This is a genomic window from Microbacterium sp. CIAB417, assembly GCF_022788845.1.
The window spans coordinates 488,860-514,651 of sequence record NZ_JAHZUT010000005.1 but is presented as its reverse complement, the minus strand read 5'-3'; the positions used below and the strand labels follow the sequence as shown (position 1 = coordinate 514,651).

At 67.6% G+C, this 25,792-nt stretch carries 37 protein-coding genes; 1 reads left to right on the top strand and 36 read right to left on the bottom strand.

The features are described 5' to 3' along the window. Positions 1-3: 3 nt before the first annotated feature. The 29 genes from KYX17_RS23335 to rpsL all read right to left on the bottom strand — a co-directional run bounded on the left by KYX17_RS23335 (position 4) and on the right by rpsL (position 19,227). On the bottom strand, positions 4-990 hold the full coding sequence (locus tag KYX17_RS23335; protein WP_243229804.1) for a hypothetical protein: 987 nt from the start codon (positions 988-990) through the stop codon (positions 4-6). Positions 991-1,209: 219 nt separating this feature from the next. Next, positions 1,210-2,037 (bottom strand): type I methionyl aminopeptidase, encoded by an 828-nt coding sequence (gene map / locus KYX17_RS23330; protein ID WP_308220933.1) that lies wholly within the window; start codon positions 2,035-2,037, stop codon positions 1,210-1,212. A 2-nt stretch (positions 2,038-2,039) separates the two neighbouring features. Beyond that, positions 2,040-2,636 carry an adenylate kinase gene (locus KYX17_RS23325; protein ID WP_243229803.1) on the bottom strand — a complete coding sequence of 199 codons (597 nt, stop codon included), beginning with the start codon at positions 2,634-2,636 and terminating at the stop codon, positions 2,040-2,042. Further along, positions 2,633-3,955: a preprotein translocase subunit SecY gene (gene secY, locus KYX17_RS23320; RefSeq protein ID WP_243229802.1), complete on the bottom strand. Its 1,323-nt coding sequence runs from the start codon at positions 3,953-3,955 to the stop codon at positions 2,633-2,635. The genes KYX17_RS23325 and secY overlap by 4 nt, the downstream gene beginning before the upstream one ends. Before the next feature lie 102 nt (positions 3,956-4,057). After that, the gene (gene rplO, locus KYX17_RS23315; RefSeq protein ID WP_243229801.1) at positions 4,058-4,657 is read right to left on the bottom strand and encodes a 50S ribosomal protein L15; all 600 of its coding nucleotides are present in this window, start codon (positions 4,655-4,657) and stop codon (positions 4,058-4,060) included. Further along, on the bottom strand, positions 4,657-4,842 hold the full coding sequence (rpmD, locus tag KYX17_RS23310; RefSeq protein WP_243229799.1) for a 50S ribosomal protein L30: 186 nt from the start codon (positions 4,840-4,842) through the stop codon (positions 4,657-4,659). Before rpmD ends, rplO begins: the two co-directional genes overlap by 1 nt. Next, positions 4,842-5,522 carry a 30S ribosomal protein S5 gene (gene rpsE / locus KYX17_RS23305; protein ID WP_374208984.1) on the bottom strand — a complete coding sequence of 227 codons (681 nt, stop codon included), beginning with the start codon at positions 5,520-5,522 and terminating at the stop codon, positions 4,842-4,844. Before rpsE ends, rpmD begins: the two co-directional genes overlap by 1 nt. Beyond that, positions 5,519-5,878 carry a 50S ribosomal protein L18 gene (gene rplR, locus KYX17_RS23300; protein WP_243229798.1) on the bottom strand — a complete coding sequence of 120 codons (360 nt, stop codon included), beginning with the start codon at positions 5,876-5,878 and terminating at the stop codon, positions 5,519-5,521. The genes rpsE and rplR overlap by 4 nt, the downstream gene beginning before the upstream one ends. A 2-nt stretch (positions 5,879-5,880) precedes the next feature. After that, positions 5,881-6,417 carry a 50S ribosomal protein L6 gene (gene rplF, locus KYX17_RS23295; protein ID WP_243229796.1) on the bottom strand — a complete coding sequence of 179 codons (537 nt, stop codon included), beginning with the start codon at positions 6,415-6,417 and terminating at the stop codon, positions 5,881-5,883. Between the two features lie 7 nt (positions 6,418-6,424). After that, positions 6,425-6,823: a 30S ribosomal protein S8 gene (rpsH, locus tag KYX17_RS23290; protein WP_243229794.1), complete on the bottom strand. Its 399-nt coding sequence runs from the start codon at positions 6,821-6,823 to the stop codon at positions 6,425-6,427. 129 nt (positions 6,824-6,952) lie between these two features. Next, positions 6,953-7,543 carry a 50S ribosomal protein L5 gene (gene rplE / locus KYX17_RS23285; protein ID WP_243229793.1) on the bottom strand — a complete coding sequence of 197 codons (591 nt, stop codon included), beginning with the start codon at positions 7,541-7,543 and terminating at the stop codon, positions 6,953-6,955. Next, positions 7,543-7,902: a 50S ribosomal protein L24 gene (rplX, locus tag KYX17_RS23280; protein WP_243229792.1), complete on the bottom strand. Its 360-nt coding sequence runs from the start codon at positions 7,900-7,902 to the stop codon at positions 7,543-7,545. The genes rplE and rplX overlap by 1 nt, the downstream gene beginning before the upstream one ends. 2 nt (positions 7,903-7,904) lie before the next feature. Beyond that, entirely contained in the window at positions 7,905-8,273 is a 369-nt protein-coding gene (gene rplN, locus KYX17_RS23275) for a 50S ribosomal protein L14 (RefSeq protein ID WP_067354309.1), read from the bottom strand. Next, positions 8,270-8,593, bottom strand: a complete 324-nt coding sequence (rpsQ, locus tag KYX17_RS23270) for a 30S ribosomal protein S17 (RefSeq protein ID WP_243229791.1) — start codon at positions 8,591-8,593, stop codon at positions 8,270-8,272. Before rpsQ ends, rplN begins: the two co-directional genes overlap by 4 nt. Further along, complete coding sequence (gene rpmC / locus KYX17_RS23265; RefSeq protein ID WP_243229790.1) at positions 8,593-8,907, bottom strand: 50S ribosomal protein L29; 315 nt, start codon at positions 8,905-8,907, stop codon at positions 8,593-8,595. Before rpmC ends, rpsQ begins: the two co-directional genes overlap by 1 nt. Further along, complete coding sequence (gene rplP / locus KYX17_RS23260) at positions 8,907-9,326, bottom strand: 50S ribosomal protein L16 (RefSeq protein ID WP_067354305.1); 420 nt, start codon at positions 9,324-9,326, stop codon at positions 8,907-8,909. The genes rpmC and rplP overlap by 1 nt, the downstream gene beginning before the upstream one ends. Then, positions 9,326-10,078: a 30S ribosomal protein S3 gene (gene rpsC / locus KYX17_RS23255; RefSeq protein WP_067354301.1), complete on the bottom strand. Its 753-nt coding sequence runs from the start codon at positions 10,076-10,078 to the stop codon at positions 9,326-9,328. Before rpsC ends, rplP begins: the two co-directional genes overlap by 1 nt. Then, positions 10,078-10,476, bottom strand: a complete 399-nt coding sequence (rplV, locus tag KYX17_RS23250) for a 50S ribosomal protein L22 (protein WP_243229789.1) — start codon at positions 10,474-10,476, stop codon at positions 10,078-10,080. The genes rpsC and rplV overlap by 1 nt, the downstream gene beginning before the upstream one ends. Before the next feature lie 25 nt (positions 10,477-10,501). Continuing rightward, positions 10,502-10,783, bottom strand: coding sequence for a 30S ribosomal protein S19 (gene rpsS / locus KYX17_RS23245; RefSeq protein ID WP_223170705.1), 282 nt, complete (start codon positions 10,781-10,783; stop codon positions 10,502-10,504). Positions 10,784-10,795: 12 nt separating this feature from the next. Beyond that, entirely contained in the window at positions 10,796-11,635 is an 840-nt protein-coding gene (gene rplB / locus KYX17_RS23240) for a 50S ribosomal protein L2 (RefSeq protein ID WP_121060525.1), read from the bottom strand. A gap of 21 nt (positions 11,636-11,656) precedes the next feature. Continuing rightward, positions 11,657-11,980: a 50S ribosomal protein L23 gene (gene rplW / locus KYX17_RS23235; RefSeq protein WP_243229788.1), complete on the bottom strand. Its 324-nt coding sequence runs from the start codon at positions 11,978-11,980 to the stop codon at positions 11,657-11,659. Continuing rightward, on the bottom strand, positions 11,977-12,639 hold the full coding sequence (rplD, locus tag KYX17_RS23230; protein ID WP_243229787.1) for a 50S ribosomal protein L4: 663 nt from the start codon (positions 12,637-12,639) through the stop codon (positions 11,977-11,979). Before rplD ends, rplW begins: the two co-directional genes overlap by 4 nt. A gap of 2 nt (positions 12,640-12,641) precedes the next feature. After that, positions 12,642-13,301, bottom strand: a complete 660-nt coding sequence (gene rplC, locus KYX17_RS23225) for a 50S ribosomal protein L3 (RefSeq protein WP_243229786.1) — start codon at positions 13,299-13,301, stop codon at positions 12,642-12,644. 8 nt (positions 13,302-13,309) lie between these two features. Next, positions 13,310-13,618 carry a 30S ribosomal protein S10 gene (gene rpsJ / locus KYX17_RS23220; RefSeq protein WP_017201594.1) on the bottom strand — a complete coding sequence of 103 codons (309 nt, stop codon included), beginning with the start codon at positions 13,616-13,618 and terminating at the stop codon, positions 13,310-13,312. A gap of 750 nt (positions 13,619-14,368) precedes the next feature. Further along, positions 14,369-14,593 (bottom strand): hypothetical protein, encoded by a 225-nt coding sequence (locus tag KYX17_RS23215; RefSeq protein WP_243229785.1) that lies wholly within the window; start codon positions 14,591-14,593, stop codon positions 14,369-14,371. A gap of 236 nt (positions 14,594-14,829) precedes the next feature. Then, a complete protein-coding gene (gene tuf / locus KYX17_RS23210; RefSeq protein WP_243229784.1) occupies positions 14,830-16,023 on the bottom strand; it encodes an elongation factor Tu in 1,194 nt (397 codons plus the stop codon). 157 nt (positions 16,024-16,180) lie between these two features. Continuing rightward, complete coding sequence (fusA, locus tag KYX17_RS23205; protein ID WP_243229783.1) at positions 16,181-18,295, bottom strand: elongation factor G; 2,115 nt, start codon at positions 18,293-18,295, stop codon at positions 16,181-16,183. A gap of 87 nt (positions 18,296-18,382) precedes the next feature. Beyond that, positions 18,383-18,853 (bottom strand): 30S ribosomal protein S7, encoded by a 471-nt coding sequence (gene rpsG, locus KYX17_RS23200; protein ID WP_243229782.1) that lies wholly within the window; start codon positions 18,851-18,853, stop codon positions 18,383-18,385. Between the two features lie 5 nt (positions 18,854-18,858). Beyond that, a complete protein-coding gene (gene rpsL / locus KYX17_RS23195; protein ID WP_013584051.1) occupies positions 18,859-19,227 on the bottom strand; it encodes a 30S ribosomal protein S12 in 369 nt (122 codons plus the stop codon). A 236-nt stretch (positions 19,228-19,463) separates the two neighbouring features. Between rpsL and KYX17_RS23190 the strand changes: the two genes are divergently transcribed. Beyond that, positions 19,464-20,111: a spermidine/putrescine ABC transporter substrate-binding protein gene (locus tag KYX17_RS23190; protein WP_243229780.1), complete on the top strand. Its 648-nt coding sequence runs from the start codon at positions 19,464-19,466 to the stop codon at positions 20,109-20,111. A gap of 17 nt (positions 20,112-20,128) precedes the next feature. Here KYX17_RS23190 and KYX17_RS23185 read toward each other — a convergent pair whose 3' ends face one another. From KYX17_RS23185 to KYX17_RS23155, 7 genes are all read right to left on the bottom strand, one after another. Next, complete coding sequence (locus KYX17_RS23185; protein WP_243229779.1) at positions 20,129-20,626, bottom strand: hypothetical protein; 498 nt, start codon at positions 20,624-20,626, stop codon at positions 20,129-20,131. Further along, positions 20,623-21,648 (bottom strand): ABC transporter, encoded by a 1,026-nt coding sequence (locus tag KYX17_RS23180; RefSeq protein ID WP_243229778.1) that lies wholly within the window; start codon positions 21,646-21,648, stop codon positions 20,623-20,625. The genes KYX17_RS23185 and KYX17_RS23180 overlap by 4 nt, the downstream gene beginning before the upstream one ends. Before the next feature lie 95 nt (positions 21,649-21,743). After that, positions 21,744-21,896 carry a hypothetical protein gene (locus KYX17_RS23175; RefSeq protein WP_243229777.1) on the bottom strand — a complete coding sequence of 51 codons (153 nt, stop codon included), beginning with the start codon at positions 21,894-21,896 and terminating at the stop codon, positions 21,744-21,746. A gap of 194 nt (positions 21,897-22,090) precedes the next feature. Then, the gene (locus KYX17_RS23170) at positions 22,091-22,732 is read right to left on the bottom strand and encodes a hypothetical protein (protein ID WP_243229776.1); all 642 of its coding nucleotides are present in this window, start codon (positions 22,730-22,732) and stop codon (positions 22,091-22,093) included. Then, positions 22,729-23,061 (bottom strand): PadR family transcriptional regulator, encoded by a 333-nt coding sequence (locus KYX17_RS23165; RefSeq protein ID WP_243229775.1) that lies wholly within the window; start codon positions 23,059-23,061, stop codon positions 22,729-22,731. The genes KYX17_RS23170 and KYX17_RS23165 overlap by 4 nt, the downstream gene beginning before the upstream one ends. A 43-nt stretch (positions 23,062-23,104) precedes the next feature. After that, a complete protein-coding gene (locus KYX17_RS23160) occupies positions 23,105-23,890 on the bottom strand; it encodes a hypothetical protein (RefSeq protein ID WP_243229774.1) in 786 nt (261 codons plus the stop codon). After that, positions 23,887-25,776: a glycoside hydrolase family 13 protein gene (locus tag KYX17_RS23155; RefSeq protein WP_243229773.1), complete on the bottom strand. Its 1,890-nt coding sequence runs from the start codon at positions 25,774-25,776 to the stop codon at positions 23,887-23,889. The genes KYX17_RS23160 and KYX17_RS23155 overlap by 4 nt, the downstream gene beginning before the upstream one ends. Positions 25,777-25,792 lie beyond the last annotated feature (16 nt).

The window sequence follows — 25,792 nt, the reverse complement described above, 5'->3', positions numbered from 1 at the left end:
GTCTCACGGGCGAGGGGTGGGAAGCGCGCGCGGGCGGCGACGCAGCGTGGCGAGCATGGCGGGATTGGATGTCGCGACTCGACGGACACCGGCGCCGTCCAGGGCGTCGCAGAGCGGGCGCGCCTTCCACGCGTCCCCGGGTTCCCAGCGCGCGAAGGGGTGGCCGTGCCGCCGCAGCCGATCCTCGCGACGCTTCTCCTTGGCGAGCAGCAGCGCACCCGTGCCCGGGTCTTCCAGTTGGTACTTGCTCCAGCCGTCGCATTCGCCGATGGCGTCGCAGCTCTCGAAGAAGAAGTCCGAACGGTCCAGGTGCCCCTCGTAGCGGAACTCCCTCTGGAGCACCGGCGTCTCGTAGCCGCTCCACATGATGACGGCTCGGCTCACGCTTTCGGGCGGCGACTCGGCGAGCGGATTCGTGTGGTCCCACACCCAGCGCATCCGTGCGCGCCCCCGACTGCCGACACCGTCCTTGCCGCGCGCGATGAGATCGTCGAGCCGCAGCGCACCGCCCTGGACGGGCGAGGTCGCCGCGTCGGACACCGCGAGGGCGTCAGCGGGTTGCATCACCCGGGCGAGGTCGACGACCGTGTCGAGCAGGCTCGTCGCATGCACTCCGCCGATCCGGCAGATCTCGCGACGCGTCGCACTCGCATGAACACGGACGTCGCCATAGCACTGCGTCCGCTGCGCATCCGGATCGTACACGTGGACGTATCGCGTCTCACCCGCGACCGGCAGACCATGCACCACCGCGGCGGATTCGAGGCAAAGGATGGCATCCGGGTGACGCCGCAGATACGCGTGCACCCGCACCTCGTAGCGTTTCCACGGCGGAAGCGCCCGGAAATCGGTCGCGTCGACGTAAACCCCCTTGCGAAGCCGGTGCCATCCGCGAGCACGGACGTCGATGCCATGAGCTCCCGCGTCGGCCTTCGTGAACAGGAGCAGGGGTGATTCGCGCGACGCACGATCCGGCAGGAGCAGGGGCATGCCGCCCGATTCTGCACGACCCGGGTCGCCGCCCTGCGCCGAAGCGGCGCCCTTCCACGACATCCGGGGAGAATTCCGCGCCGAACGTTCCTGTGCAGGGCGAGTGCGGCGACACCCGTCCGCCCGTGAGACTTGGATTGCGGAGTGACACTTGGCCACCGAACGGAAGTCTCGCTCCGCAAACCAAGTCTCACGGAAACGAGAGGCGCGGCGCGGCGGCTACGGGATGGGGGTGGGGATCACGCCGAAGGGGGCGAGGCCGGCGGCACCGCCATCGGCGGCGGTCAGCACCCAGATGCCGTCGGCGTGCAGGGCGACGCTGTGCTCCCAGTGCGAGCCGTCGCTGCCGTCGACCGTCGACACGGTCCAGTCGTCGTCCTCCACGAACGTGGCATCCCCACCGGCGGTCACCATCGGCTCGATCGCGAGCACCAGTCCGGGCCTGACCTCGGCCCCGGCATCCGGCGTCCGGTAGTTGAAGACGCTGGGCGCCTCATGCATCTTGCGTCCGATGCCGTGCCCGACGTACTCGCGCAGGATGCCGTACTCCCCCTGCGCCTCGATGTGGTCCTGGATCGCGGCGCCGATGTCTCCGAGGTGGCGTGCGGACGCCATCGCGGCGATCCCGGCCCACATCGAGCCCTCGGTCACCCGGGAGAGCTCGAGGCGAGCCGCGACCAGGTCGGGCCGAGACTCGTCCGGCACCACGAACGTGCGAGCGCTGTCACCGTTCCAGCCCTGATACTGCGCGCCGCTGTCGACGGACACGATGTCGCCGGGCTCCAGCACACGAGGCCCGGGGATGCCGTGCACGACCTGCTCGTTGACCGAGATGCACGTCGTGTGGCGGTATCCGCGCACGAGCTGGAAGTTCGACTCCGCCCCGCGAGCGGTGATCGCAACCGAGGCCGCCGCATCCACTTCCGCCGTCGTCGCGCCGGGCCGGATCGCCGCTGCGGCCGCATCCAGGGAGGCTGCGGTGATGAGCCCGGGTTCGACCATCGCGCGCAGTTGCGCGGGCGTCTTGTAGATCGAGCGGCGGAACACGCTCAGACCGTCACGCGCAGGCCGCGCGCGTCCAGCGCCGCGGTGATGCGCTCGGTGATCTCGTCGAGCGATCCGACGCCGTCGATGCGGTCGACGATGCCGCGGTCCGAGTAGGTCTCCAGGATCGGAGCGGTCTCGTGCTCGTAGATGTCCAGGCGGTGGCCGATGGCCTCGGGGGTGTCGTCCGAGCGGCCCTGCTCCTTCGCACGCAGGCTCAGGCGGGAGATGCTCTCGTCACGCGGGACGTCCAGCAGGATCACGGCGTCCAGCGCCTCGCCGCGCGAGGACAGGAACTGCTCCAGGTGCGCGACCTGGGCAGCGTTGCGCGGGTATCCGTCGAGGAGGAACCCGTTCGCGGCGTCCTCCTGCGACAGCCGATCGCGCACGATCTCGCTCGTCAGCTCATCGGGCACGAGGTCCCCGCGATCGAGGATCGACGTGACCTGCTTGCCCAGTTCCGTGCCGTTCTTGATGTTGGCGCGGAAGATGTCGCCGGTCGAGATCACCGGGATGCCGTAGGACTCGGCGATGCGCACACCCTGCGTGCCCTTGCCGGAACCCTGCGGGCCGACGATGAGGAGACGTGCGGATGAGGTCATCGGAGGAGCCCTTCGTAATGACGCTGCTGGAGCTGAGCGTCGATCTGCTTGACCGTCTCGAGACCCACGCCGACGATGATGAGGATCGATGCGCCGCCGAACGGGAAGTTCTGGTTGGCGCCGACCGTGGCCAGGGCCACCAGCGGGATCAGGGCGATCAGACCCAGGTAGATGGACCCGGGGAACGTGATGCGCGTCAGCACGTAGTCGAGGTACTCGGCCGTCGGGCGCCCCGCACGGATGCCGGGGATGAAGCCGCCGTACTTCTTCATGTTGTCGGCGACCTCGACCGGGTTGAAGGTGATCGCGACGTAGAAGTACGTGAACCCGATGATGAGCAGGAAGTACACCAGCATGTACAGCGGGTGATCGCCGGTGGTGAAGTACTGCGAGATCCAGGTCACCCACGCGGCCGGCTCGGAACCGTCCTGCGGGGTGTTGAACTGCGCGATGAGCATCGGGATGTACAGCAGCGAGGAGGCGAAGATCACCGGGATCACACCCGCCATGTTCACCTTGATCGGGATGTAGGTGTTGGTCCCGCCGTAGGTGCGGCGGCCGACCATGCGCTTCGCGTACTGGACGGGGATGCGGCGCTGGGACTGCTCGACGAAGACGACGAGCCCCATCACGATGATCCCGACGGCCAGCACGAGCAGGAAGACCTCGAAGCCGCGGGTCTCCCAGATCAGCCACATGGCGGACGGGAACGTGGCCGCGATCGAGGTGAAGATCAGCAGCGACATGCCGTTGCCGATGCCGCGCTCGGTGACGAGCTCGGCGAACCACATGATGAGGCCGGTGCCGGCGGTCATCGTGATGATCATGAGCAGCTGCGCCCACCAGACATCGTTCGTCAGCAGGTTCTGGCAGGCCGCGATGTCGGTGGTGCCGAACAGCTGACCGCTGCGCGCGACGGTGACGAGCGTCGTCGACTGCAGCAGAGCGAGCGCGATCGTGAGGTAGCGCGTGTACTGCGTCAGCTTCGCCTGGCCGGCCTGACCCTCCTTGTGCAGGGTCTCGAAGTGCGGGATGACCACGCGCAGCAGCTGGGTGATGATCGTCGCCGTGATGTACGGCATGACGCCCAGCGCGAAGATCGAGAGCTGGAGCAGCGCTCCGCCCGAGAAGAGGTTGACCAGGCTCAGCAGGCCCTCGGTGCCCGACGTGAGCGCGAGGCACTGCTCGACGTTCGGGAAGTTCACGAACGGAGCGGGGATGTGCGAGCCGAAGCGGTAGAGGGCGATGATCGCCAGGGTGAAACCGATCTTCCGACGGAGGTCGGGCGTGCGGAAGATCCGCGCAATGGCGCTAAACAAGGGTTTTCCTCCAGAAAGGTCGCCGTCGACACAGCAGACGGCCGAAAGACCAGAGTAACGCACAGAGGGGCCGGAGATATCTCCGACCCCTCTGCACAGTGGTTACTTGACGGAACCGCCGGCCGCCACGATCTTCTGCTCGGCGGAACCCGAGACCTTGTCGACCGAGACGGTGAGCTTCACCGCGATGTCCCCGTTGCCGAGGACCTTGACCTTCTCGTTCTTGCGAACGGCACCCTTGGCGACCAGGTCGCTGACGGTGACGTCGCCACCCTGGGGGTACAGCTCGGCGAGCTTCTCCAGGTTCACGACCTGGTACTCGACGCGGAACGGGTTCTTGAAACCGCGCAGCTTCGGGGTGCGCATGTGCAGCGGCATCTGCCCACCCTCGAATCCGACGCGCACGGTGTTGCGGGCCTTGGTGCCCTTCGTGCCGCGGCCTGCGGTCTTGCCCTTGGAACCCTCACCGCGACCGACACGGGTCTTGGCGGTGTTGGCGCCGGGGACCGGACGCAGGTGGTGCACCTTGAGGACGCCGGGACGCGAGGTCTCGGCCTCCTTCTTGGCAGCGGGCTTCTTGGCGGCCGGCTTCTTGGCCGCCGGAGCCTTCTTCGAGGCCTCAGCGGTCTTCGAAGCGGCAGCCTTGGGGGCGGCCTTCTTCGGAGCCTTCTCGGCCTCGACGGCTTCGTTCTTCTCAGCCATTAGTCGATCTCCTCAACCTTGACGAGGTGGGCGACGGTCCGGACGTAGCCGCGCGTCTGCGCGTCGTCGGGGCGGACGGTGGAGTCACCGATCCGCTTCAGACCGAGGCTGCGCAGCGTGTCGCGCTGGTTCTGCTTCTCGCTCACCTTGGACTTGACCTGCGTGACCTTGAGGCGCGCAGCCATCAGGCACCTACCTTCTGAGCGGCGGCCGCGTCGGCCTCCGCACGGACGAGACGCGCCGGGGCGACCTGGTCGAACTCGAGGCCACGACGCGCGGCGACCGCACGGGGCTCCTCGAGCTGCTTCAGGGCCTCCACCGTCGCGTGCACGATGTTGATCGTGTTCGACGAGCCGAGCGACTTCGACAGCACGTCGTGGATGCCGGCGCACTCGAGCACGGCGCGGACCGGACCACCGGCGATGACACCGGTACCGGCAGCGGCCGGACGAAGCAGCACGACACCGGCCGCGGCCTCACCCTGCACGGGGTGCGGGATGGTGCTCGCGACGCGGGGGACGCGGAAGAAGTTGCGCTTGGCCTCTTCGACACCCTTCGAGATGGCCAGGGGCACCTCGCGGGCCTTGCCGTAGCCGACGCCGACCAGACCGTTGCCGTCGCCGACGACCACGAGGGCGGTGAAGCTGAAGCGACGTCCACCCTTCACGACCTTGGAGACGCGGTTGATGGTCACGACGCGCTCGAGGAACTGGTTGTCGCCGCGGTCGCGCGAGTTGCGGTCGCGGCCGCCCTGGTTGCGGTCACGGCCGCCACGGCGGCCCTCACGCTGCTCGCGAGCGGGCTCAGCGGCCTCAGTCGAGGCTGCAGCCGTTTCGGTCACTTCGTTCTCCTTGATGTCACTCACAGTGCCAGCCCCCCTTCACGGGCGCCATCGGCGATCGCCGCGACACGACCCGCGTAGCGGTTGCCGCCACGGTCGAACACGGCCTCGGAAAAACCGGCGGCCTTCGCGCGCTCGGCGAGGAGCTCGCCGACCTTGCGGGCCTTGGCGGTCTTGTCGCCCTCGAAACCACGAAGGTCGGTCTCGAGCGTGGATGCCGAGGCGACGGTGTGGCCCTTGCTGTCGTCGACCAGCTGCACGAAGACGTGACGGGCCGAACGGTTCACGACGAGGCGCGGACGCTGCTCGGTGCCGACGATCTTCTTGCGAAGGCGGGCGTGACGACGCGCGCGGGCGTCGGACTTCGACTTCACAGCCATGATTACTTACCAGCCTTTCCGGCCTTGCGACGCACGACCTCGCCCGCGTAGCGGACACCCTTGCCCTTGTAGGGCTCAGGCTTGCGGATCTTGCGGATGTTCGCGGCTGCCTCGCCGACAGCCTGCTTCGAGATGCCGCTCACGGTGAGCTTGTTGTTGCCCTCGACCGTGAACGTGATGCCGGCGGGCGGGTCGACCAGGACCGGGTGCGAGAAGCCGAGGGCGAACTCGACCGAGCTGCCCTTCTGCTGCACGCGGTAACCGGTGCCGACGACCTCGAGGCCCTTGGAGTAGCCCTGGGTCACGCCGATGATGTTGTTGTTGATGAGCGTGCGGGTCAGGCCGTGAAGCGACCGCGACTCGCGCTCGTCGTCGGGGCGGGTGACGAGAACCTGGTTCTCCTCGACCGCGACCTCGATGGGGGCGGCGACCGTCAGGGTGAGCTCACCCTTCGGGCCCTTCACCGCGACCTCACGGCCGTCGACCGAAACGGTCACGCCCGCGGGGATCTCGATGGGAAGTCGTCCAATACGCGACATGTTCGTATCACCACACGTAGGCGAGAACTTCTCCGCCCACGCCCTTCTGCTCTGCCTGACGGTCGGTGAGAAGACCGGAGGAGGTGGACAGGATGGCAACGCCGAGGCCGCCGAGGACCTTCGGGAGCTCGGTGGACTTCGCGTAGACGCGCAGACCGGGCTTCGAGACCCGCTTGATGCCGGCGATGGAGCGCTCACGGTTCGGACCGTACTTGAGCGAGAGGGTGAGGTTCTTGCCGACGCGGGCGTCCGAGACCTCCCAGCCGGCGATGTAGCCCTCCTGCTGGAGGATCTCGGCGATGTGCGTCTTCAGCTTGCTCGACGGCAGGGTCACGGAGTCGTGGTGCGCCGAGTTCGCGTTGCGCAGACGGGTCAGCATGTCTGCGACCGGGTCTGTCATTGTCATGGTGTTCTTCTTTCGATCATGAGGTTCCGGCTGCCGTTACACGACAGACGGCCTGCGATGAGCACGCAATCTTCAATTGTACGGCACGCGGGGAGGGCGCCTTGCGGCGTCCCTCCCCGCGTCACCGGATCACGCCTGAGCGTCGTCGGCCTTGAACGGGAAGCCGAGGTGGCGCAGGAGCGCGCGGCCCTCGGCATCCGTCTTGGCCGACGTCACCACGGTGATGTCGAAGCCGCGGACGCGGTCGATCTTGTCCTGATCGATCTCGTGGAACACGCTCTGCTCCTGGAGACCGAAGGTGTAGTTGCCGTTGCCGTCGAACTGCTTGGCCGACAGACCGCGGAAGTCGCGGATGCGGGGCAGGGCGAGCGAGACCAGGCGGTCGATGAACTCCCACGCGCGGTCGCCACGGAGCGTGACGTGCGCGCCGATGGCCTGGCCCTCGCGCAGCTTGAACTGCGCGATGGACTTGCGGGCCTTCGTGACGATCGGCTTCTGGCCGGTGATCTTGGTGAGGTCGTCGACCGCACCATCGATCACCTTGCTGTCGCGAGCCGCCTCACCGACACCGGTGTTGACGACGACCTTGACGATGCCGGGGATCTGCATCACGTTCTGGTAGCCGAACTCGTCCTGCAGCTTCTGCTGGATCTCGGCCTTGTACTTCTGCTTCAGGCGCGGCTGGATCTTGCCAGCCTGCGCGGCAGTGTCGGTGCTCATCAGAGGTCCTTACCTGACTTCTTCGCGTAGCGGACGCGAACGGTGCGCTTCACGCCGTCCTTGGTCTGCTCCTCGACGCGGTGGCCGACGCGGGTCGGCTTCTTCGTCGAGGGGTCGATGACCTGGACGTTCGAGATGTGGATGGGCGCCTCGATGGTCTCGATGCCGCCCGTCTTCGTGCCGCGCTGCGTCTGACCGACGCGCGTGTGCTTGGTGACGTAGTTGACGCCCTCGACGATGACGCGGTTCTCGGCCACGAGGACCTCGAGCACCTTGCCCTGCTTGCCGCGGTCGCCGCCCTTGTCCTGCTTGCGGCCGGTGATGACCTGAACCAGGTCACCCTTCTTGATGTTCGCCATGATCAGATGACCTCCGGGGCGAGCGAGACGATCTTCATGAACTTCTTGTCACGAAGCTCACGACCGACCGGGCCGAAGATACGGGTGCCGCGGGGCTCCCCGTCGTTCTTCAGGATCACGGCGGCGTTCTCGTCGAACTTGATGTACGAACCGTCGGGACGACGGGTCTGCTTCACGGTGCGGACGATGACCGCCTTGACGACGTCGCCCTTCTTCACGTTGCCGCCCGGGATCGCGTCCTTGACGGTCGCGACGATGGTGTCACCGAGGCCCGCATAGCGACGGCGCGAGCCGCCCAGGACTCGGATGGTGAGCAGTTCCTTCGCGCCGGTGTTGTCGGCGACCTTGAGGCGGGACTCCTGCTGAATCACTTGGCCTTCTCCAGAATCTCAACCAGACGCCAGCGCTTGGTGGCGCTGAGCGGCCGGGTCTCGTTGATGAGGACCAGGTCGCCGATGCCGGCGGTGTTGCCCTCGTCGTGCGCCTTCACCTTGGAGGTGCGACGGATGACCTTGCCGTACAGCGGGTGCTTCACGCGGTCCTCGACCTCGACGACGATGGTCTTGTCCATCTTGTCGCTGACGACGTAGCCGCGGCGGGCCTTGCGGTAGCCGCGGGCGTCCGCGGGACGCACGTCGTGCTCGGCGTGCTCCACGGTCTCCGCCTTGACGGCAGCCTTCTTCTCAGCCATTACTCGGCCTCCTCCTTCGGCGCCTCAGCCGCGTCGGACTTCTTCGCCTTTGCCTTGGACGCCTTCTTGGCCGGAGCCTCGACCGGGGCGGGCGTCGCACGGATGCCCAGCTCGCGCTCGCGGATCACGGTGTACAGGCGCGCGATGTCGCGCTTGACGGCGCGGATGCGGCCGTGGCTCTCCAGCTGGCCCGTGGCCGACTGGAAGCGGAGGTTGAACAGCTCCTCCTTGGCCTTACGCAGCTCCTCGACGAGGCGCTGGTCTTCGAACGTGTCGAGCTCGCTGGGAGCGAGCTCCTTGGTGCCGATCGCCATTACGCGTCGCCCTCCTCGCGCTTGATGATGCGTGCCTTGAGCGGCAGCTTGTGGATGGCACGGGTCAGGGCCTCGCGAGCGAGCTGCTCGTTGACGCCCGCGACCTCGAAGAGGACGCGACCCGGCTTGACGTTTGCGACCCACCACTCGGGCGAGCCCTTACCGGAACCCATGCGGGTCTCGGCGGGTTTCTTCGTGAGCGGACGGTCGGGGTAGATGTTGATCCAGACCTTTCCACCACGCTTGATGTGACGGGTCATCGCGATACGAGCGGACTCGATCTGACGGTTCGTCACGTAAGCGGGGGTGAGAGCCTGGATGCCGAACTCGCCGAAGGAGACCTTCGTGCCGCCGGTGGCCTGGCCATCACGCTTGGGGTGGTGCTGCTTGCGGTACTTGACCTTGCGGGGAATAAGCATCAGGCAGACGCTCCTTCTGCGACGGGAGCCTCGTTGCGCGGGCCGCGGCGACGGTCGCCACGGTCATCACGACGGGACTTCGGTGCGTTCGCCTGCTCGCGAGCAAGCTCCTTGTTGGTCAGGTCGCCCTTGTAGATCCAGACCTTCACGCCGATGCGGCCGAAGGTGGTCTTGGCCTCGTAGAAGCCGTAGTCGATGTTCGCGCGCAGCGTGTGCAGCGGCACACGACCCTCGCGGTAGAACTCCGACCGGCTCATCTCGGCGCCGCCGAGGCGGCCGGAGACCTGGATGCGGATGCCCTTGGCGCCGGCGCGCTGAGCGCCCTGCAGACCCTTGCGCATCGCGCGACGGAACGCCACACGAGCAGACAGCTGCTCGGCGATGCCCTGGGCGACGAGCTGAGCGTCGGCCTCGGGGTTCTTGACCTCGAGGATGTTCAGCTGGATCTGCTTGCCGGTGAGCTTCTCGAGGTCGCCGCGGATGCGCTCGGCCTCGGCGCCACGACGACCGATGACGATACCCGGGCGCGCGGTGTGGATGTCCACACGCACGCGGTCACGGGTGCGCTCGATCTCGATGTTGCTGACGCCGGCGCGGTCCAGCTGCGTCTGCAGCAGGCGACGGATCTTGATGTCCTCGGCGACGTAGTCCGCGTAGCGCTGACCCGGCTTCGTCGAGTCGGAGAACCAGCGCGAGACGTGGTCGGTGGTGATGCCGAGGCGGAAGCCGTACGGGTTTACCTTCTGTCCCATTACTTGCTCGCCTTCTTGTTGCTGTCACCCTCGGCCGCGGCAGCGACCTCCGGCGTCGAGAGCACGACCGTGATGTGGCTCGTGCGCTTCTTGATCTGGAAAGCGCGACCCTGAGCGCGGGGCTGGAAACGCTTGAGCGTCGTGCCCTCGTCGACGTACGCGTTCTTCACGTACAGGTCCTGCTCGTCGAGGTACTCGCCGTCGCGATCCGCCTTCACCTGCGCGTTGGCCATGGCCGACGCGACAAGCTTGTAGATCGGCTCACTGGCGCTCTGCTGTGCGAACTTCAGGATCGCGAGAGCTTCCTGGGCCTGCTTGCCCTTGATGAGCGCGACGACACGACGAGCCTTCTGAGGGGTCACGCGGATGTGTCGCACGCGTGCGATGGACTCCACCATTTCTCTCTCCTCTATCGCCCCCGCGTCAGCGGCGGCGGCCCTTCTTGTCGTCCTTCTCGTGGCCGCGGAAGGTGCGGGTGGGCGCGAACTCGCCCAGCTTGTGACCGACCATGGTCTCGGTCACGAACACGGGGATGTGCTTGCGACCGTCGTGGACGGCGATGGTGTGACCCAGCATGGCCGGGATGATCATCGAGCGTCGCGACCAGGTCTTGATGACGTTCTTCGTGCCGGCTTCGTTCTGACCGACCACCTTGCGAAGCAGGTGCTCGTCGACGAAGGGGCCCTTCTTGAGACTGCGAGGCATCTTCTCTTACTCCTACTTGCGCTTCTTGCCGGCGTTGCGACGACGCACGATGTACTTGTCGCTTTCCTTGTTCGCGTGACGGGTGCGGCCTTCGGCCTGACCCCACGGCGTGACCGGGTGACGACCACCGGAGGTCTTGCCCTCACCACCACCGTGCGGGTGGTCGACCGGGTTCATGGCGACACCGCGCACGGTCGGGCGGACGCCCTTCCAGCGCTTGCGGCCGGCCTTGCCCCAGTTGATGTTGGACTGCTCGGCGTTGCCGACCTCGCCGATCGTGGCGCGGCAGCGGGCGTCGACGTTGCGGATCTCGCCCGACGGCAGACGGAGCTGCGCGTAGGGACCGTCCTTGGCGACCAGACGCACCGAGGTGCCCGCCGAGCGAGCCAGCTTCGCGCCTCCGCCGGGGCGGAGCTCGATCGCGTGGATCACGGTACCGGTGGGGATGTTCTTCAGCGGCAGGTTGTTGCCCGGCTTGATGTCGGCCGACGCGCCCGACTCGACGATGTCGCCCTGGCTCAGCTTGTTCGGCGCGAGGATGTAGCGCTTCTCGCCGTCGAAGTAGTGCAGCAGCGCGATGCGTGCGGTGCGGTTGGGGTCGTACTCGATGTGAGCGACCTTGGCGTTGACGCCGTCCTTGTCATTGCGACGGAAGTCGATGACGCGGTACTGGCGCTTGTGGCCACCACCGATGTGACGGGTCGTGATGCGGCCCTGGTTGTTGCGGCCACCGGTCTTCGACAGGGGGCGCAGCAGCGACTTCTCCGGCGTCGATCGGGTGATCTCGGCGAAGTCGGCCACCGACGAACCGCGACGACCCGGGGTCGTGGGCTTGTACTTGCGAATAGCCATGATTGTCCTTTATCCCCCGGATCAGCCGATTGCCGTGAAGATGTCGATGGTGCCCGACTTCAGGGTCACGATGGCGCGCTTGGTGTCCTTGCGCTTGCCGGTGCCGAAGCGGGTGCGGCGGGCCTTGCCGACGCGGTTGATCGTGTTGACCGCCGCGACCTTGACGCCGAAGATCTTCTCGATGGCGAGCTTGATCTCGGTCTTCGAGGCGCGCGGGTCCACGAGGAACGTGTACTTGCCCTCGTCGATGAGCGAGTAGCTCTTCTCGGACACGACCGGCTTCAGGATGATGTCGCGCGGGTCCTTGTTGAGAGCGGTCGCCAGGACGGATGCCTGCTCGGTCATGCCGAGACCTCCTCGGTTGCGCCGGTCTTCGAGGCGATGAACGCCTCGAGCGCGGCCTTGGTGAAGACGATGTCGTCGGAGACGAGCACGTCGTAGGCGTTCAGCTGGTCGAAGGTGAGCCAGTGCACGTTCGACAGGTTGCGAACGCTCTTGACGGTCACTTCGTCGTCACGCTGGGTGACGACCAGGATGTTCTTCGACGGGGCGACCTGGGCGAGCAGGCTCGCGGCGGTCTTCGTCGAAGGCGTGGAGTCGATGCCGAAGGTCTCGACGGCGTGCAGACGCTCACCGCGGAAGCGGTCGCTCAGCGCGCCCAGCAGGGCGGCGGCGATCATCTTCTTGGGGGTGCGCTGCGCGTAGTCGCGCGGCTTCGGGCCGTGGACGATGCCACCACCGGTCATGTGCGGCGCACGGATGGAACCCTGACGGGCGTTACCCGTGCCCTTCTGCTTGAAGGGCTTGCGACCGGCACCGGAGACCTCACCGCGACGCTTGGTCGAGTGGGTGCCCTGACGCGCAGCGGCGAGCTGGGCGACGACGACCTGGTGGATGAGCGGGATGTTCGTCTTGACGTCGAAGAGTTCGGCGGGCAGCTCGATGGAGCCGGCCTTCTTGCCGTCGGCCTTCAGGACGTCGAGCGCGAGAGTCGAGTCAGCCATGATCAGGCACCCTTCACTGCGTTGCGGACGTAGACGACGCGGCCACGCGCACCGGGGACGGCGCCCTTGACGAGCATGAGTCCCTTCTCGGCGTCGATGGCGTGCACCGTGAGGTTCAGGACGGTCACGCGCTCGCCACCCATACGGCCGGCCATGCGCATGCCCTTGAAGACGCGGCTCGGGGTCGACGATGCGCCGATGGAGCCGGGCTTGCGGTGGTTGCGGTGTGCACCGTGGGAAGCCGAGACGCCCTTGAAGTTGTGGCGCTTCATGACACCCGCGGTGCCCTTGCCCTTGCTCGTGCCGACGACGTCGACCAGCTGGCCCGCCTCGAACAGGCCGTCCACCGTGAGCTCCTGACCGAGTGAGTAGTCAGCAGCGTCCGCCGTGCGGATCTCGGTGACGTGACGGCGCGGCGTGACGCCGGCGGCCTCGAAGTGAGCCGTGAGGGGCTTGTTCACCTTGCGGGGGTCGATCTGACCCGCGGCGATCTGGACGGCGTTGTAGCCGTCCTTCTCGGGCGTGCGGATCTGCGTGACCACGTTGGGGGCGAGTTCGATGACGGTGACGGGAACGAGCTTGCCGTTCTCGTTCCACACCTGGGTCATGCCGAGCTTGGTGCCCAGCAGTCCCTTGGAAACCTTTGCGTTGATGTCAGCCATGTCGATCCTCAGAGCTTGATCTCGATGTTGACGTCAGCCGGCAGGTCGAGACGCATCAGCGAGTCGACGGCCTTGGGCGTCGGGTCGACGATGTCGATCAGACGCTTGTGGGTGCGCATCTCGAAGTGCTCGCGGCTGTCCTTGTACTTGTGGGGCGACCGGATGACGCACACGACGTTCTTCTCGGTCGGAAGCGGCACGGGGCCGACGACAGTCGCGCCCGCACGGGTCACGGTGTCGACGATCTTGCGCGCCGACGTGTCGATGACCTCGTGGTCGTACGACTTCAGGCGAATGCGGATCTTCTGTCCCGCCATTGTCTGCTCACTCTCTATAAGGCGTCTTACCGTCCTGGGCCGGGTGACCCAGGGGCATTGGACGCACGTCGGCGCTGTTCACGCCTCGGCACTCGACCGGCTCCGGAGAGCAGGTCTGCGCACCACTGTTCTTCTGTCAGCCCGCGCGCCTCTCAGCGCACGGCAGAACCTCTCAGCAGAGGTGTCGGGGATGTTCTCCTACCCGCGGCCTAGAACCCTGCTGCCTCACGAAGAGACGCCGTCTATGCACTGCCCTGGTAGTGATCCGGTCGGCACGCACAGCGCACCCCCGGAATGTGGAACCTATCTATTGTGCCATGGGGGATTTCGGTTGTGCAAACCCGGGCGTGTCGCGCTTCGCGACGGGCCTCTCCGACCGAGTTGAATGGCGCGGCATCCGCCGGGAGATCGCGGGGCGAGGCATCCCCATGCCTCGCCCCGCGTGGGGATGCGTTCAGTGCGAGGGGGCACACCGAACGCGAGGATCCGGGCGTGAAGGGACACCCCGATCCTCGTCGGAGGCATGGCGGATCGGCCGCAGCAGCGGTGTCGCAGGCCGGCGCGCGAAGGGCGCCGTCGACGCATCGATCCCCACAGTCAGTTCCCCAGTCAGGTGCGCGGCGAACCGCGCGATTCGGGAGGGCGAACCCCTTCGCACTCCCCGCCGCAAGATCCCCAGGCGGCAGAAGCGATCGTATCGGAAAAGGGGCCCCTCCGTGAAGAGGAACCCCTTTTCCGTGTCACGCGTGTCTACTCGTTGCCGACCGCCTTGTCCGCGCTGTCGCGGATCTCGTCGATCTTGTCCGCCGCGCCCGGAGCGATCTTCTTGGCGAAGTCCGCGACGCCGTCGAGGACCTTGTCGCTGACGTCCTCGGCCTGCTCGCTCTTGACGGCCTCGGCGATCTTGTCCTTGTTCTGCTCGTAGAGGTCCTTGCCCTTGTTCACGGCGTCGTTGATCGACTCTTCGATACCCATTGCATCCCCTTCTCGGTCGCCGACGAGGAAGCGCGTCGGCCTTCTCATTCTGTCCGTCGACGGCGGTCAGCGGAAGCCTCCGCCATGACTGTGCTGGAAAACGACGACGGGGCCGGACCCGAAGGTCCGACCCCGTCGTGGCTGAGGTTTCGACTCGCGCTCTGCTTCGCAGCGCTCGCTCAACCTGACTCGATGCCGCGTCAACGCGGGCTACGCTCGCATTGACCCGGCCCGAATCACTTGATGATCTTCGTGACCGTACCGGCGCCCACGGTGCGTCCACCCTCACGGATGGCGAAGCCGAGGCCCTCCTCCATGGCGATCGGCTGGATCAGCTCGACCGTCATGTCGGTGGTGTCGCCGGGCATGACCATCTCGGTGCCCTCGGGCAGCGAGATGACGCCGGTGACGTCGGTGGTGCGGAAGTAGAACTGCGGACGGTAGTTCGTGTAGAAGGGGTTGTGGCGGCCACCCTCGTCCTTGGACAGGATGTACGCGGTGCCCTCGAAGTCGGTGTGCGGCGTGACCGATCCCGGCTTCACGATGACCTGACCGCGCTCGACCTCTTCGCGCTTGGTGCCACGGAGAAGAAGACCGCAGTTCTCGCCGGCCCATGCCTCGTCGAGCTGCTTGTGGAACATCTCGATACCGGTGACGGTCGTCTTCTGCGTCGGGCGCAGACCCACGATCTCGACCTCGGAGTTGATGGCCAGCGTGCCGCGCTCGGCGCGACCCGTGACGACGGTGCCACGACCGGTGATCGTGAAGACGTCCTCGACGGGCATCAGGAACGGCTTGTCCTTGTCGCGCACCGGGTCCGGGATGGACTCGTCGACGGCCTCCATGAGCTCGAGGATCGCGTTGACCCACTTCTCGTCGCCCTCGAGAGCCTTCAGGCCCGAGACGCGGACGACCGGAGCGTTGTCACCGTCGAAGTCCTGGCTGGAGAGCAGCTCGCGGACCTCGAGCTCGACGAGCTCCAGGATCTCCTCGTCGTCGACCATGTCGCTCTTGTTCAGCGCGACCAGCAGGTACGGAACGCCGACCTGCTTGGCGAGCAGGACGTGCTCGCGCGTCTGAGCCATCGGGCCGTCGGTGGCGGCGACCACGAGGATCGCGCCGTCCATCTGAGCGGCACCGGTGATCATGTTCTTGATGTAGTCGGCGTGACCCGGGGCGTCGACGTGCGCGTAGTGGCGCTTCGGCGTCTCGTACTCGACGTGCGAGATGTTGATCGTGATACCGCGCTGGCGCTCCTCGGGAGCGGAGTCGATCGACGCGAAGTCGCGCTGAACGTTGGTCGCCGACGGGTACTTGTCGGCAAGAACCTTCGAGATCGCTGCGGTGAGCGTGGTCTTGCCGTGGTCGACGTGACCGATCGTTCCGATGTTCACGTGCGGCTTGGTCCGCTCGAACTTGGCCTTGGCCACTGGGTCCTCCTCAGGACGTTCGTGTAGAGATTCCCGGGCACTGGATTGTGACCGGTTCTCTACGGTGTTTGATTCTCAGTTTAGTAGAGAGAGCTTTATGAAGTTGTGCGTTGTCCGGTCGGCTCCGAGCGGGGCCCGGAGCCGACCGGGCAAGGGCTTACTCGCCCTTGGTCTTCTGGACGATCTCGTCCGCCACGGCCCGCGGGACCTCGGCGTAGGAGTCGAACTCCATCGAGTACACGGCACGACCGGACGTCTTCGAACGCAGGTCGCCGATGTAGCCGAACATCTCGGACAGCGGGACCTGGGCACGGACGACCTTCACGCCCGCGGCATCCTCCATCGACTGGATCTGGCCACGACGCGAGTTCAGGTCGCCGATGACGTCGCCCATGTACTCCTCGGGCGTGCGGACCTCGACGGCCATCAGCGGCTCGAGCAGCACCGGGTTGGCGCGGCGCACGGCCTCCTTGAATCCCATGGAGCCGGCGATCTTGAACGCCATCTCCGAGGAGTCGACGTCGTGCGAGGCGCCGTCGAGCAGGATGGCCTTCACGCCCACCATCGGGTAGCCCGCCAGAGCACCGGCCGCCATGGCGTCCTGGAAGCCCTGGTTGGTCGGCTCGATGTACTCGCGCGGGATGCGGCCACCGGTGACCTTGTTCTCGAACTCGTACGTCTTCTCGGCGTCGAGCTCGAGGGGCTCGATGGTGAACTGGATCTTGGCGAACTGGCCCGATCCACCCGTCTGCTTCTTGTGGGTGTAGTCGTGCTTCTCGACGGCCTTCTTGATCGTCTCGCGGTAGGCCACCTGGGGCTTTCCGACGTTCGCCTCGACGCGGAACTCGCGCTTCATGCGATCCACGAGGATGTCGAGGTGCAGCTCGCCCATGCCCTTGATGGTCGTCTGACCGGTCTCGGGGTTGAGCTCCGTGCGGAAGGTCGGGTCCTCCTCGGCGAGCTTCTGGATCGCGAGACCCAGCTTCTCCTGGTCGGCCTTCGTCTTCGGCTCGATCGCGACCTCGATGACGGGCTCGGGGAACGTCATCGACTCGAGGACGACCGGCTGAGCCATGTCGGCCAGGGTGTCACCGGTGGTGGTGTCCTTCAGGCCGATGACGGCGTAGATGTTGCCGGCGGTCAGCTTGTCGACCGGGTTCTCCTTGTTGGCGTGCATCTGGAAGATCTTTCCGATGCGCTCCTTCTTGCCCTTGGTCGAGTTGATGACCTGGGCGCCGGACTCGAGCTCGCCCGAGTACACGCGCACGTAGGTCAGACGACCGAAGAACGGGTGGACGGCGACCTTGAACGCCAGCGCCGCGAAGGGGTCCTTCGCGTCGGGGTGACGCTCGATGATCTTCTCCTCGTCCTTGGGGTCGTGCGCCTCGATGGCGGGCACGTCCAGCGGCGAGGGGAGGTAGTCGACGACCGCGTCCAGCATGGGCTGCACACCGCGGTTCTTGAACGCCGAGCCGCAGAGGACCGGGTAGATCTCGCTCGCGATGACCAGCTTGCGGATCGCGCCCTTGATCTCGGCGACGGTGAGCTCCTCGCCGCCGAAGAACTTCTCCAGAAGCTCCTCGTCGGTCTCGGCGACCGTCTCCAGCAGCTGCTGGCGGTACTCCTCGGCCTTGTCCTTGAGGTCGGCGGGGATCTCCTGCACCTCGTAGGAGGCGCCCATCGTCACGTCGCCCTTGGCGTCGCCCGGCCAGACCAGCGCGCGCATCTCGATGAGGTCGACGACGCCGACGAAGTCGTTCTCGGCACCGATCGGCAACTGCAGCACGAGGGGCTTGGCGCCGAGGCGGTTGATGATGGTGTCGACGGTGAAGTAGAAGTCGGCGCCCAGCTTGTCCATCTTGTTGACGAAGCAGATGCGCGGGACGTTGTACTTGTCGGCCTGACGCCACACGGTCTCGGACTGGGGCTCGACGCCCTCCTTGCCGTCGAACACGGCGACCGCACCGTCGAGGACGCGGAGCGAGCGCTCCACCTCGACCGTGAAGTCCACGTGACCGGGGGTGTCGATGATGTTGATCTGGTTCTTGTTCCAGAAGCAGGTCACGGCGGCAGACGTGATCGTGATGCCGCGCTCCTTCTCCTGCTCCATCCAGTCGGTGGTCGAGGCGCCGTCGTGCGTCTCGCCCAGCTTGTGGTTGACGCCCGTGTAGAACAGGATGCGCTCGGTGGTGGTGGTCTTGCCGGCATCGATGTGCGCCATGATGCCGATGTTGCGGACCTTGCTCAGGTCGGTGAGCACGTCTTGTGCCACAGGAGTGTCCTTATCTTTCTTGCAGGGATGCTGCGAGGAGAGGGAGGGTGCCCGCCCCCGGCGCGAGTCCGGGGACGGGCGAAGCTGTTACCAGCGGTAGTGAGCGAACGCGCGGTTCGACTCGGCCATCTTGTGCGTGTCCTCACGGCGCTTGACCGCGGCACCGAGACCGTTCGAGGCGTCCAGGATCTCGTTCTGCAGACGCTCGGTCATCGTCTTCTCACGACGACCCTTGGCGTAGCTGACGAGCCAGCGCAGCGCGAGCGTGTTCGCGCGGTGCGGCTTGACCTCGACCGGAACCTGGTAGGTCGAACCGCCGACGCGGCGGCTGCGGACCTCGAGGGTGGGGCGCACGTTGTCGAGCGCCTTCTTGAGCGTCGCGACGGCGTCCTGGCCGCTCTTGGCCTCGACACCGGCGAGGGCGCCGTAGACGATCGACTCGGCGAGCGACTTCTTGCCGTCGACGAGGATCTTGTTCACGAGCGACGTGACGATCGGAGCGCCGTAGACCGGGTCGTTGACGACGGGGCGCTTGGGGGCGGGACCCTTACGAGGCATCTAACTCAACCCTTCTTCGCGCCGTAGCGGGAACGAGCCTGCTTACGGTTCTTGACGGCCTGGGTGTCCAGGGCGCCACGGACGATCTTGTAGCGCACACCGGGGAGGTCCTTCACACGACCGCCGCGGACGAGCACCAGGGAGTGCTCCTGCAGGTTGTGGCCCTCGCCGGGAATGTAGGCGGTGACCTCGGTGCCGTTGCGCAGCTTCACACGGGCGACCTTGCGCATCGCCGAGTTCGGCTTCTTCGGGGTGGTGGTGTAGACGCGGGTGCAGACCCCGGCCTGCTGCGGGTTCGACTTCAGGGCGGGCGCCTTGGTCTTCGAGACCTTGGGCGAACGACCCTTGCGAACCAACTGCTGAATGGTTGGCACGTTCTCTCCTTGTTGTGCTGCACGGTGACAGCGCGATGGATTTCACATCATGACCCACCGGCACGTCGGATCCGACGAGCCTTTGGTGTGGTGGGTATGCCGTGGGGGCGGACCGGTATCGGACCGGCGCCCTGCATGCGGGCACGCCGAGACGTGCACACACCTGATCAAGTGTAATGCCGCGTCACATACCCGGTCAAATGAGTCCGCGCCCAGCATCGCGGTACTCTGAGAACGTGGAGCGCTCGCTGGAGACGCAGGTCGACCAGGCCGTCGAGGCCTGGCTGCGCTGGGTGCCGCGCTGGGAGCCGGCCACCCACCGCGGGCGGGTCGCGCCCTGCCGTCGTTGCCTGGGCTCCCCCGTGCTCTCCGCCGTCGGCATCGGCGGCAACGTCCCCCACGGCGTCCAGCACGGGCTGTCCACCCGCATCAAGACGATCGTCGACCACGCGGTCGCCGACTACACGGCGCAGAACCTTCCGATGCTGCAGCGCGAACTGGACCAGCAGGCAGCGCGCAATCGCGCGCGCAGCTACCGCCCGGGAGAGGATCTCGCTCCCGAGTTCGAGGGCATGCCGCTGGACCCGGATCCGATCCCCGGAGCGCCGTTCCTCTTCACGATCGCGGGTCTGGCCGATCAGGAGGCCGCCGAGCTCCCCCCGCTTCCGCCGCTGACGGACGAGGCCAAGGCCGCGCTCCGCCAGGAGGTCACGCTCGCCGACGAATACGCGAATCTCGTCGGACGCGAGATCTGCGGAATCCTGCTGCGGCACCGTCTGGCCGTGCAGGCAGCGATCTCGCAGTACGTGGAGCCGCAGATCGAGGCGATGCTCGAGGAGCTGACCCGGTCGCTCGACGCCCCCTTCGACCCCGACGCCCTCTAGCCTGCGGGATCTCCGGTCTACTCGTCGTGCTCCCACGGCCAGGTCGGATGCTGAGCGCGCGTCCGTCGCAGGGCCACGCCGCCCCAGGCCGCGACGGATGCGGCAGCGAGGATGACGAGGCTCGGCCCCGTGGTGACCAGGCCACCCGCCACGGCGAGCGCAACGACGACATCGCCCGCGGCGAGCAGGACCCCCGCCGAGACGACCATCAGGTGCACGAGGACCGTCGCCAGCGCCGTCACCCACACCGAGCGGTAGACGGGACGGGAGATCCGCACGGCCAGCCACTCGACACCCGCGAACGCCGCGACGGCCGCGGCCATCCCGATCGCACCGGGCGCCGGGCCGAGATCGGGAACCGCGATGACGTCAGTATCCGTCGCGAAGCTCAGCGCACCGAGGCCGACGATCGCGAGCGCGAAGAAGCTGATCGTCGACAGCACCAGCGCCAGGACAGCCGAAACCCCCGCGGGCTCGGGCCCGCGGGGGTTCGGCGTGGAGGCGTCCGTGGTCACCTCGGCAGTGTCGGACCGGCCTCGAGCGTGCGCTCGTACTCGCGCTGCGCCTCGGCGTTCAGCTCGGTCTTGCGTGCGCCGCTGCGGGCGACCCATGCGCCGAACCAGATCGTGAGCTCACGGCCCAGCACGAAGGCGGCGATCGCGAGCGGGGAGAAGAGCTGCTCGTTGACCAGCTCGGCGCCCTGAGAAGCGGTGATCATCCAGAACGGCGCCTCGAAGAGCTGGCCGAGGATGAACCCGAAGTACGAGGCCACTCCGACGAGCAGTCCGAACACCACCCACAGGCCCCAGCGGCCGCGGTTGATGATCGCGCCCAGCAGCCAGAACGACAGGAAGAACACGACGACCGGCGTCCAGAAGCCCCAGGTCGTCAACGGTGCGAGTGCCGCCTCGCCGATGTTCGCTCCGGTGACGTCCCCCTGGATCGCACCGAGCGCGAGCACGACGCCCAGGAACAGCGCCGCGAACACGGCGGTCGCCAGCAGGCCGATGGCTCCGGCGGTGCCGCGGTTGCCCCGGTCGCGGGGCGGCTCCGGCGCCTGGACGAAGATCGGCTGCAGCGCGGCGGGCGCCGCGGCGGCGGCCACGACGGGCTCGGACGGCAGAACGTGGGTCTCGGCATCCGACGGCTGGTCGTAGACGGAGGTGACCGAATACGGCTCCTCGGCCACGATGTTCGCGCGCTCGTTCAGCGCGTCGGTCGTGGTGGCGGCGACGGCCACCTCGGTGACCTCGTCGTCGGATGCGGCCGGCACCGGGGTGTCGACCGACGGGGACTCGCCGCCCGCGATGCCGTCACGCGCGGCGGGGATGCCGTCCGGCAGTGCGCCGAACGTGCCGGGGTGCTCGCGCTCGGCCGCTTCGAACGCGGCCAGATCGGGGTCGACGGGTGCATCCGCCGTCTCGGCGGGGACATCGGCACCGGCGGCGGCGGCCTCTTCGAGACCGGCCTTGGCGCTGTCGACGACGTCGTTCACGTCGGCCGGCTTCTCGGGCTGGGGAACCTCGGGGTCACTCATGGGGGCGCCTCTCGTCGGATATGTGCACTGCGAGGGTATCGCCGCGCGAGCAGGCGCCCGCGGAGGCGTGCCGACGTGTCCGCGTGTCGGTCGCGTCACGGAGTGAGCTGGCGGAGGCCGTTGCCCACCACCTCGAGCACAGCCGGTCCGGCCGGCACCGCGAGCCACAGCAGTGCGCCGACGACACCGGCGCACAGCATGCCGACGATCCAGCTGATCACCGGATTGCGCCCTCCCACGCGAGCCATGTCCTCACCGTACGACGGCGGGAGCGGACCGACCGGAAGCAACGCCGCGCCGCCGCGCTTCGCGCGGGTTCTGCGCCACTTCTCGACGAATGCGCCGGTTGTTTCGTGACGCATTCGTCGAAAGGTGTGGCAGACGCGTAGGTAGGGCGGGGCCGGCTGAGCGAGGACAGGACGGCTGGGCGGATCGACGCGCGTCAGCGCTCGGTGCGGCCGCGCAGGCGCCAGAGCAGCCACAGTCCCGACGCCGGGACGAGCAGGATGCCGATGAGCAGCGCACCGGACCAGACGACGTCGTACCAGGCCGGCACGAGCGGGTTGACCGTCTCGGTGATCCCGCTGCCGGATTCCTCGACGGTGGCCGCCACGCTGAACGAGCTCCACACGAGGATCGAGAACGCCGCGGTCACGAACGGGATCAGGACCGCGACGACCTTCTCCCACACCCGCCACAGCGTGCTGAAGCACACCAGCACGACCCCGACGATCCACCCCGCGAAGGGCAGCACGATGCCGCCGAAGCTCAGCGTGAGGGCGGCGGCGATGGCGAAACCGCGGGTGCCTGTCGCCGGCGGTCTGCCTCCCGCCGGGGCGGCGACCGGCGGAGCGACCATCACGACCGGCGGGACCGGGACCTCGTCCTGCGCTTCGCGGGCGATGTCCGCCGGGTCGCCGAGCGCGGCGATCCGGGCGGCGATGGCCTCGGCATCCCGTCCTTCGAGCTCCTCGGCGATTCCCGCCCTGATCTCGCTCGCGACGCCGTGCGGCAGATCGCGCATCGCAACGTCCAAGCGCGTCAGGTACTCGGTGCGCAGCCGGTCGGCATCCGTCTCGATCATGAGGGCTCCTCTCCCACGATGCCCGTGACGACACGGGCGAAGGGCGTCCATTGCACGCGGAACTGCGCGAGCTGGGCGGTTCCGGCATCCGTCAGCCGGTAGTACTTGCGGACGGGACCGGTCTCGGAGGGCTGATCGAAGGTCGTCACCCAGCCGTTGTCCCGCAGCCGTCCGAGCAGCGGGTACAGGGTGCCGATGCTCGCGATCAGTCCCGCGCCCGTCAGTGCGTCGGACAGCTCCCACCCGTACATCGGCTGCCGCGAGAGCAGGCCGAGCACGCAGTACTCGACCACCCCCTTGCGCATCTGCGCCCCGACATCCGCTGCCATGCATGACAAGATAGCATGCGTCGCACGATACCGGTCCCGCCCGTCAGCTCCAGCCGAGGCGTCGGGCTACCGCGTCCGCCGCTGCTGCGGGGAACTCCGCCCAGCCCGGTTCGAGCTCGCGCAGCAGCGCGAACAGGGCGCGCGCCGCGCGTTCCGGCTCCTGCGCCACGGCCTCGGCGATCCGCGAGGCCCAGTCCGGATAGTCCTGTTCGAACCGGCGCACCGGGTCGATCGTGTCGCGGGAGGCCGACGTTGCGCCGGCGCAGCGTCCGCGCACGGCCCGGACCAGATGCACCACGGCCCACTGCCGGATGAACGCCCCGCCATTGAGCACTTCCCCGCGTCGGACGCGCCCGGTGCCGATCAGCAGCTTCACCAGGACGAGTCGAACGTCGTTCGCGGGATCGAGCCGATCGCTGCCGGCGGCGCGCTCACGCGCCTCGGCGATCAGCGTCGCCGTGGTGCCTGCGGCGTCATCGACGAGCACAGTCGCCTCGCGGGCCTGCGCCCCGGCGAGCTCCGCGGCTTCCGCGAACGCGAACTCGAACACGTGCCCGTCGTCGTAGAGGGCCACGAACCCGATCTCGCCCTCGCGAGCCGTCAGCACGATCCGATCCCTCTCGGGGAGCCAGCTCAGATCCGACCGCAACATGGTCCCACGGCCCGGCTCGACGACGGCGAAGAAGTCATGATCGGACCATTCGTCGCGCCGAAAGCGCGCGTCGTCCGAGGCCGAACCGAGCAGCACGAGGCCGAGCATTCCCGGGGTTGCGGCAACACCCTCGGCCAGGCCGCGACTGAGGGCGTCGTACCGCCGCGGATCGGTCATCCTCGGGGAGCCGTCACGCCGGGCAGGCTCCACGCCGCGAACGCGGGCCCGCTCGCGGCGAGCGCGGTCGCTCCGTCGGATGCCGGGACCAGCGTCGCGTCGCCCACGAGCGCGTCCGCGCGATCGGCGCCGCTCAGCGCGCCGGGTGCGAGCGCGACATCCGCCCCGCCTCGCGTGGCCAGCACGAGCACGCACTCCTCGACACTCTCCCGGACGAACACGACGGTCTCGTCGTCGACGTGCAGCCAGCGCAACCCGCCGGTGCCGAGCACGGCGTGCTGCCGGCGCAGGCCGATCAGCGTCCGGTACAGCGCGAGATTCTCCGCCGTCTCGGGTTCCGTCTCGCTCCCCCACGGCATCGGCGTCCGGCTCGCCTCGCCGTCGGCGCCGGTCAGCCCGAACTCGTCGCCCGCGAACACGACCGGCAGTCCGGGCAGCGTCATCGACAGGCCGAGGGCGACCGGCACCGTTCCGGGCGCCGCGTTCGTCGCGAAGCGCCCGGTGTCGTGCGTGTCCAGGGGCTGCATGTTGCCCAGCCGCACCCGCCACGGGATGCCGGCGGTGAAGCGCGTGACCGCGTCGACGAAGTCCGCTGCGGTGTAGCGCGGGATGCCGCCGATGGGCTGTCCGAAGAACCACGGCTCGGTGCGCTCCTCCCCCTCCGCCGTCAGGTACGGCGCACCGGTGGGGGTACTCAGCCACCCCCACAGCGGGCGGGTGAACGAGGGATAGGTCATTGCGCCGTGCCATCCGTCGCCCTGCAGGTCGCTCGCCGCATCGTTCGTCGACTCCCCGAGCAGGATCGTGTCGGGATTGATCCGCAGCATCGTCTCGCGCAGCAGCTGCCGGACCTCAGCGTTCAGGTCGACGTCTCCCAGTCGTCCGGTCATGTTGGCGACGTCGATGCGCCAGCCGTCCGCGTTGTACGGCGGCTTCAGCCACTTCGCGACGATCGAGTCCTCTCCGGAGACGAACGCCTCGCGCAGCTCGGGCGATGCCCAGTTGAACTTCGGCAGCGTGCGCGTGCCCAGCCACGACTCGTACTCGGTGTTCCCGGCATCCGTGAAGTAGTAGTAGCTCTCCGTCTCGGCGCCGGGATGACCGTACGCCTGCTGGAACCACTCGTGCCGGTCGCCGGAATGGTTGCTCGTGAGATCGCCGATGACCCGGATGCCGCGGGAGTGCGCCTCCTCGATGAGGCGGATGTAGGCCTCATCGCCGCCCAGCAGGGGATCGATCCGGTCGAAGCTCGCGGCGTCGTAGCGATGGTTGGAGGCCGCCGGGAACACCGGCGTCAGGTAGAGGATGTTGACGCCCAGCGACACGAGGTGGTCGAGGTGCTCGATGATCCCGGGGATGTCGCCGCCGTAGAACTGCTGCGAGCGACCGGGCATGACCGGGTCCACCGGATCGTCCCAGGCTGCAGGGATCGCCCATTCCGGCGTCGGGTGCTCGTCGGCCTGCGCCGAGCGGGCGAAGCGGTCGGGGAACACCTGGTACATCACGGACTCGTGCAGCCACGCCGGCGGGGCCTCGTTCGCGACGAGTGCGAAGTCCTCGGCATCCAGTGTCTCCCCGCGGTGCAGGCCGCTCTGGTTGAGCCACTCCACCGTGCCGTCGGCGTGCACGAGGACGAATCGATAGCCGTGCCGCGGATTGCGCACGGTGACCGGCGCCTCCCACCATTCCCAGCCGTCGGCCTCGCCGACGCGCGTCGCGTCGGTCCATTCCGGCTCGTGATCGGGGTTGGAGCGGGTGCGCACGGCATCCAGGGGCCCGTACCCGGCGGGCACGCGCAGCCGGACCGTGACGACGTCGCCGAGAGCGGGCGCCTGGTCCGACACGTACAGGCCGGAACCGTCGTGATGCGGAAGGAGGGTGGTCATGTGCTGTCCTTTCGGG

Bases quoted from the DNA above. Each gene is read 5' to 3' on its own strand.
- rpsG (WP_243229782.1), bottom strand. From the start codon at position 18,853: ATGCCTCGTAAGGGTCCCGCCCCCAAGCGCCCCGTCGTCAACGACCCG.
- rpmC (WP_243229790.1), bottom strand. From the start codon at position 8,907: ATGGCGATCGGCACCAAGGAGCTCGCTCCCAGCGAGCTCGACACGTTC.
- rplF (WP_243229796.1), bottom strand. From the start codon at position 6,417: ATGTCGCGTATTGGACGACTTCCCATCGAGATCCCCGCGGGCGTGACC.
- KYX17_RS23155 (WP_243229773.1), bottom strand. From the start codon at position 25,776: ATGACCACCCTCCTTCCGCATCACGACGGTTCCGGCCTGTACGTGTCG.
- rplC (WP_243229786.1), bottom strand. From the start codon at position 13,301: ATGGCTGACATCAACGCAAAGGTTTCCAAGGGACTGCTGGGCACCAAG.
- rpsC (WP_067354301.1), bottom strand. From the start codon at position 10,078: ATGGGACAGAAGGTAAACCCGTACGGCTTCCGCCTCGGCATCACCACC.
- rplR (WP_243229798.1), bottom strand. From the start codon at position 5,878: ATGGCTGTGAAGTCGAAGTCCGACGCCCGCGCGCGTCGTCACGCCCGC.
- KYX17_RS23165 (WP_243229775.1), bottom strand. From the start codon at position 23,061: ATGGCAGCGGATGTCGGGGCGCAGATGCGCAAGGGGGTGGTCGAGTAC.
- rplD (WP_243229787.1), bottom strand. From the start codon at position 12,639: ATGGCTGACTCGACTCTCGCGCTCGACGTCCTGAAGGCCGACGGCAAG.
- KYX17_RS23160 (WP_243229774.1), bottom strand. From the start codon at position 23,890: ATGACCGATCCGCGGCGGTACGACGCCCTCAGTCGCGGCCTGGCCGAG.
- KYX17_RS23175 (WP_243229777.1), bottom strand. From the start codon at position 21,896: ATGGCTCGCGTGGGAGGGCGCAATCCGGTGATCAGCTGGATCGTCGGC.
- rplV (WP_243229789.1), bottom strand. From the start codon at position 10,476: ATGGTGGAGTCCATCGCACGCGTGCGACACATCCGCGTGACCCCTCAG.
- rplP (WP_067354305.1), bottom strand. From the start codon at position 9,326: ATGCTTATTCCCCGCAAGGTCAAGTACCGCAAGCAGCACCACCCCAAG.
- rpsQ (WP_243229791.1), bottom strand. From the start codon at position 8,593: ATGGCTGAGAAGAAGGCTGCCGTCAAGGCGGAGACCGTGGAGCACGCC.
- rplX (WP_243229792.1), bottom strand. From the start codon at position 7,902: ATGGCGAACATCAAGAAGGGTGACCTGGTTCAGGTCATCACCGGCCGC.
- rplE (WP_243229793.1), bottom strand. From the start codon at position 7,543: ATGAGCACCGACACTGCCGCGCAGGCTGGCAAGATCCAGCCGCGCCTG.
- rpsH (WP_243229794.1), bottom strand. From the start codon at position 6,823: ATGACAATGACAGACCCGGTCGCAGACATGCTGACCCGTCTGCGCAAC.
- KYX17_RS23335 (WP_243229804.1), bottom strand. From the start codon at position 990: ATGCCCCTGCTCCTGCCGGATCGTGCGTCGCGCGAATCACCCCTGCTC.
- KYX17_RS23215 (WP_243229785.1), bottom strand. From the start codon at position 14,593: ATGGGTATCGAAGAGTCGATCAACGACGCCGTGAACAAGGGCAAGGAC.
- rplW (WP_243229788.1), bottom strand. From the start codon at position 11,980: ATGACCGAGCAGGCATCCGTCCTGGCGACCGCTCTCAACAAGGACCCG.
- KYX17_RS23325 (WP_243229803.1), bottom strand. From the start codon at position 2,636: ATGACCTCATCCGCACGTCTCCTCATCGTCGGCCCGCAGGGTTCCGGC.
- rpsJ (WP_017201594.1), bottom strand. From the start codon at position 13,618: ATGGCGGGACAGAAGATCCGCATTCGCCTGAAGTCGTACGACCACGAG.
- rpsS (WP_223170705.1), bottom strand. From the start codon at position 10,783: ATGCCTCGCAGTCTCAAGAAGGGCCCCTTCGTCGACGAGCACCTGCTT.
- rpmD (WP_243229799.1), bottom strand. From the start codon at position 4,842: ATGGCTGCGCGCCTCAAGGTCACGCAGGTCAAGTCCAAGGTGAGCGAG.
- KYX17_RS23170 (WP_243229776.1), bottom strand. From the start codon at position 22,732: ATGATCGAGACGGATGCCGACCGGCTGCGCACCGAGTACCTGACGCGC.
- KYX17_RS23180 (WP_243229778.1), bottom strand. From the start codon at position 21,648: ATGAGTGACCCCGAGGTTCCCCAGCCCGAGAAGCCGGCCGACGTGAAC.
- rplB (WP_121060525.1), bottom strand. From the start codon at position 11,635: ATGGCTATTCGCAAGTACAAGCCCACGACCCCGGGTCGTCGCGGTTCG.
- rplO (WP_243229801.1), bottom strand. From the start codon at position 4,657: ATGGCTGAGAAGAACGAAGCCGTCGAGGCCGAGAAGGCTCCGAAGAAG.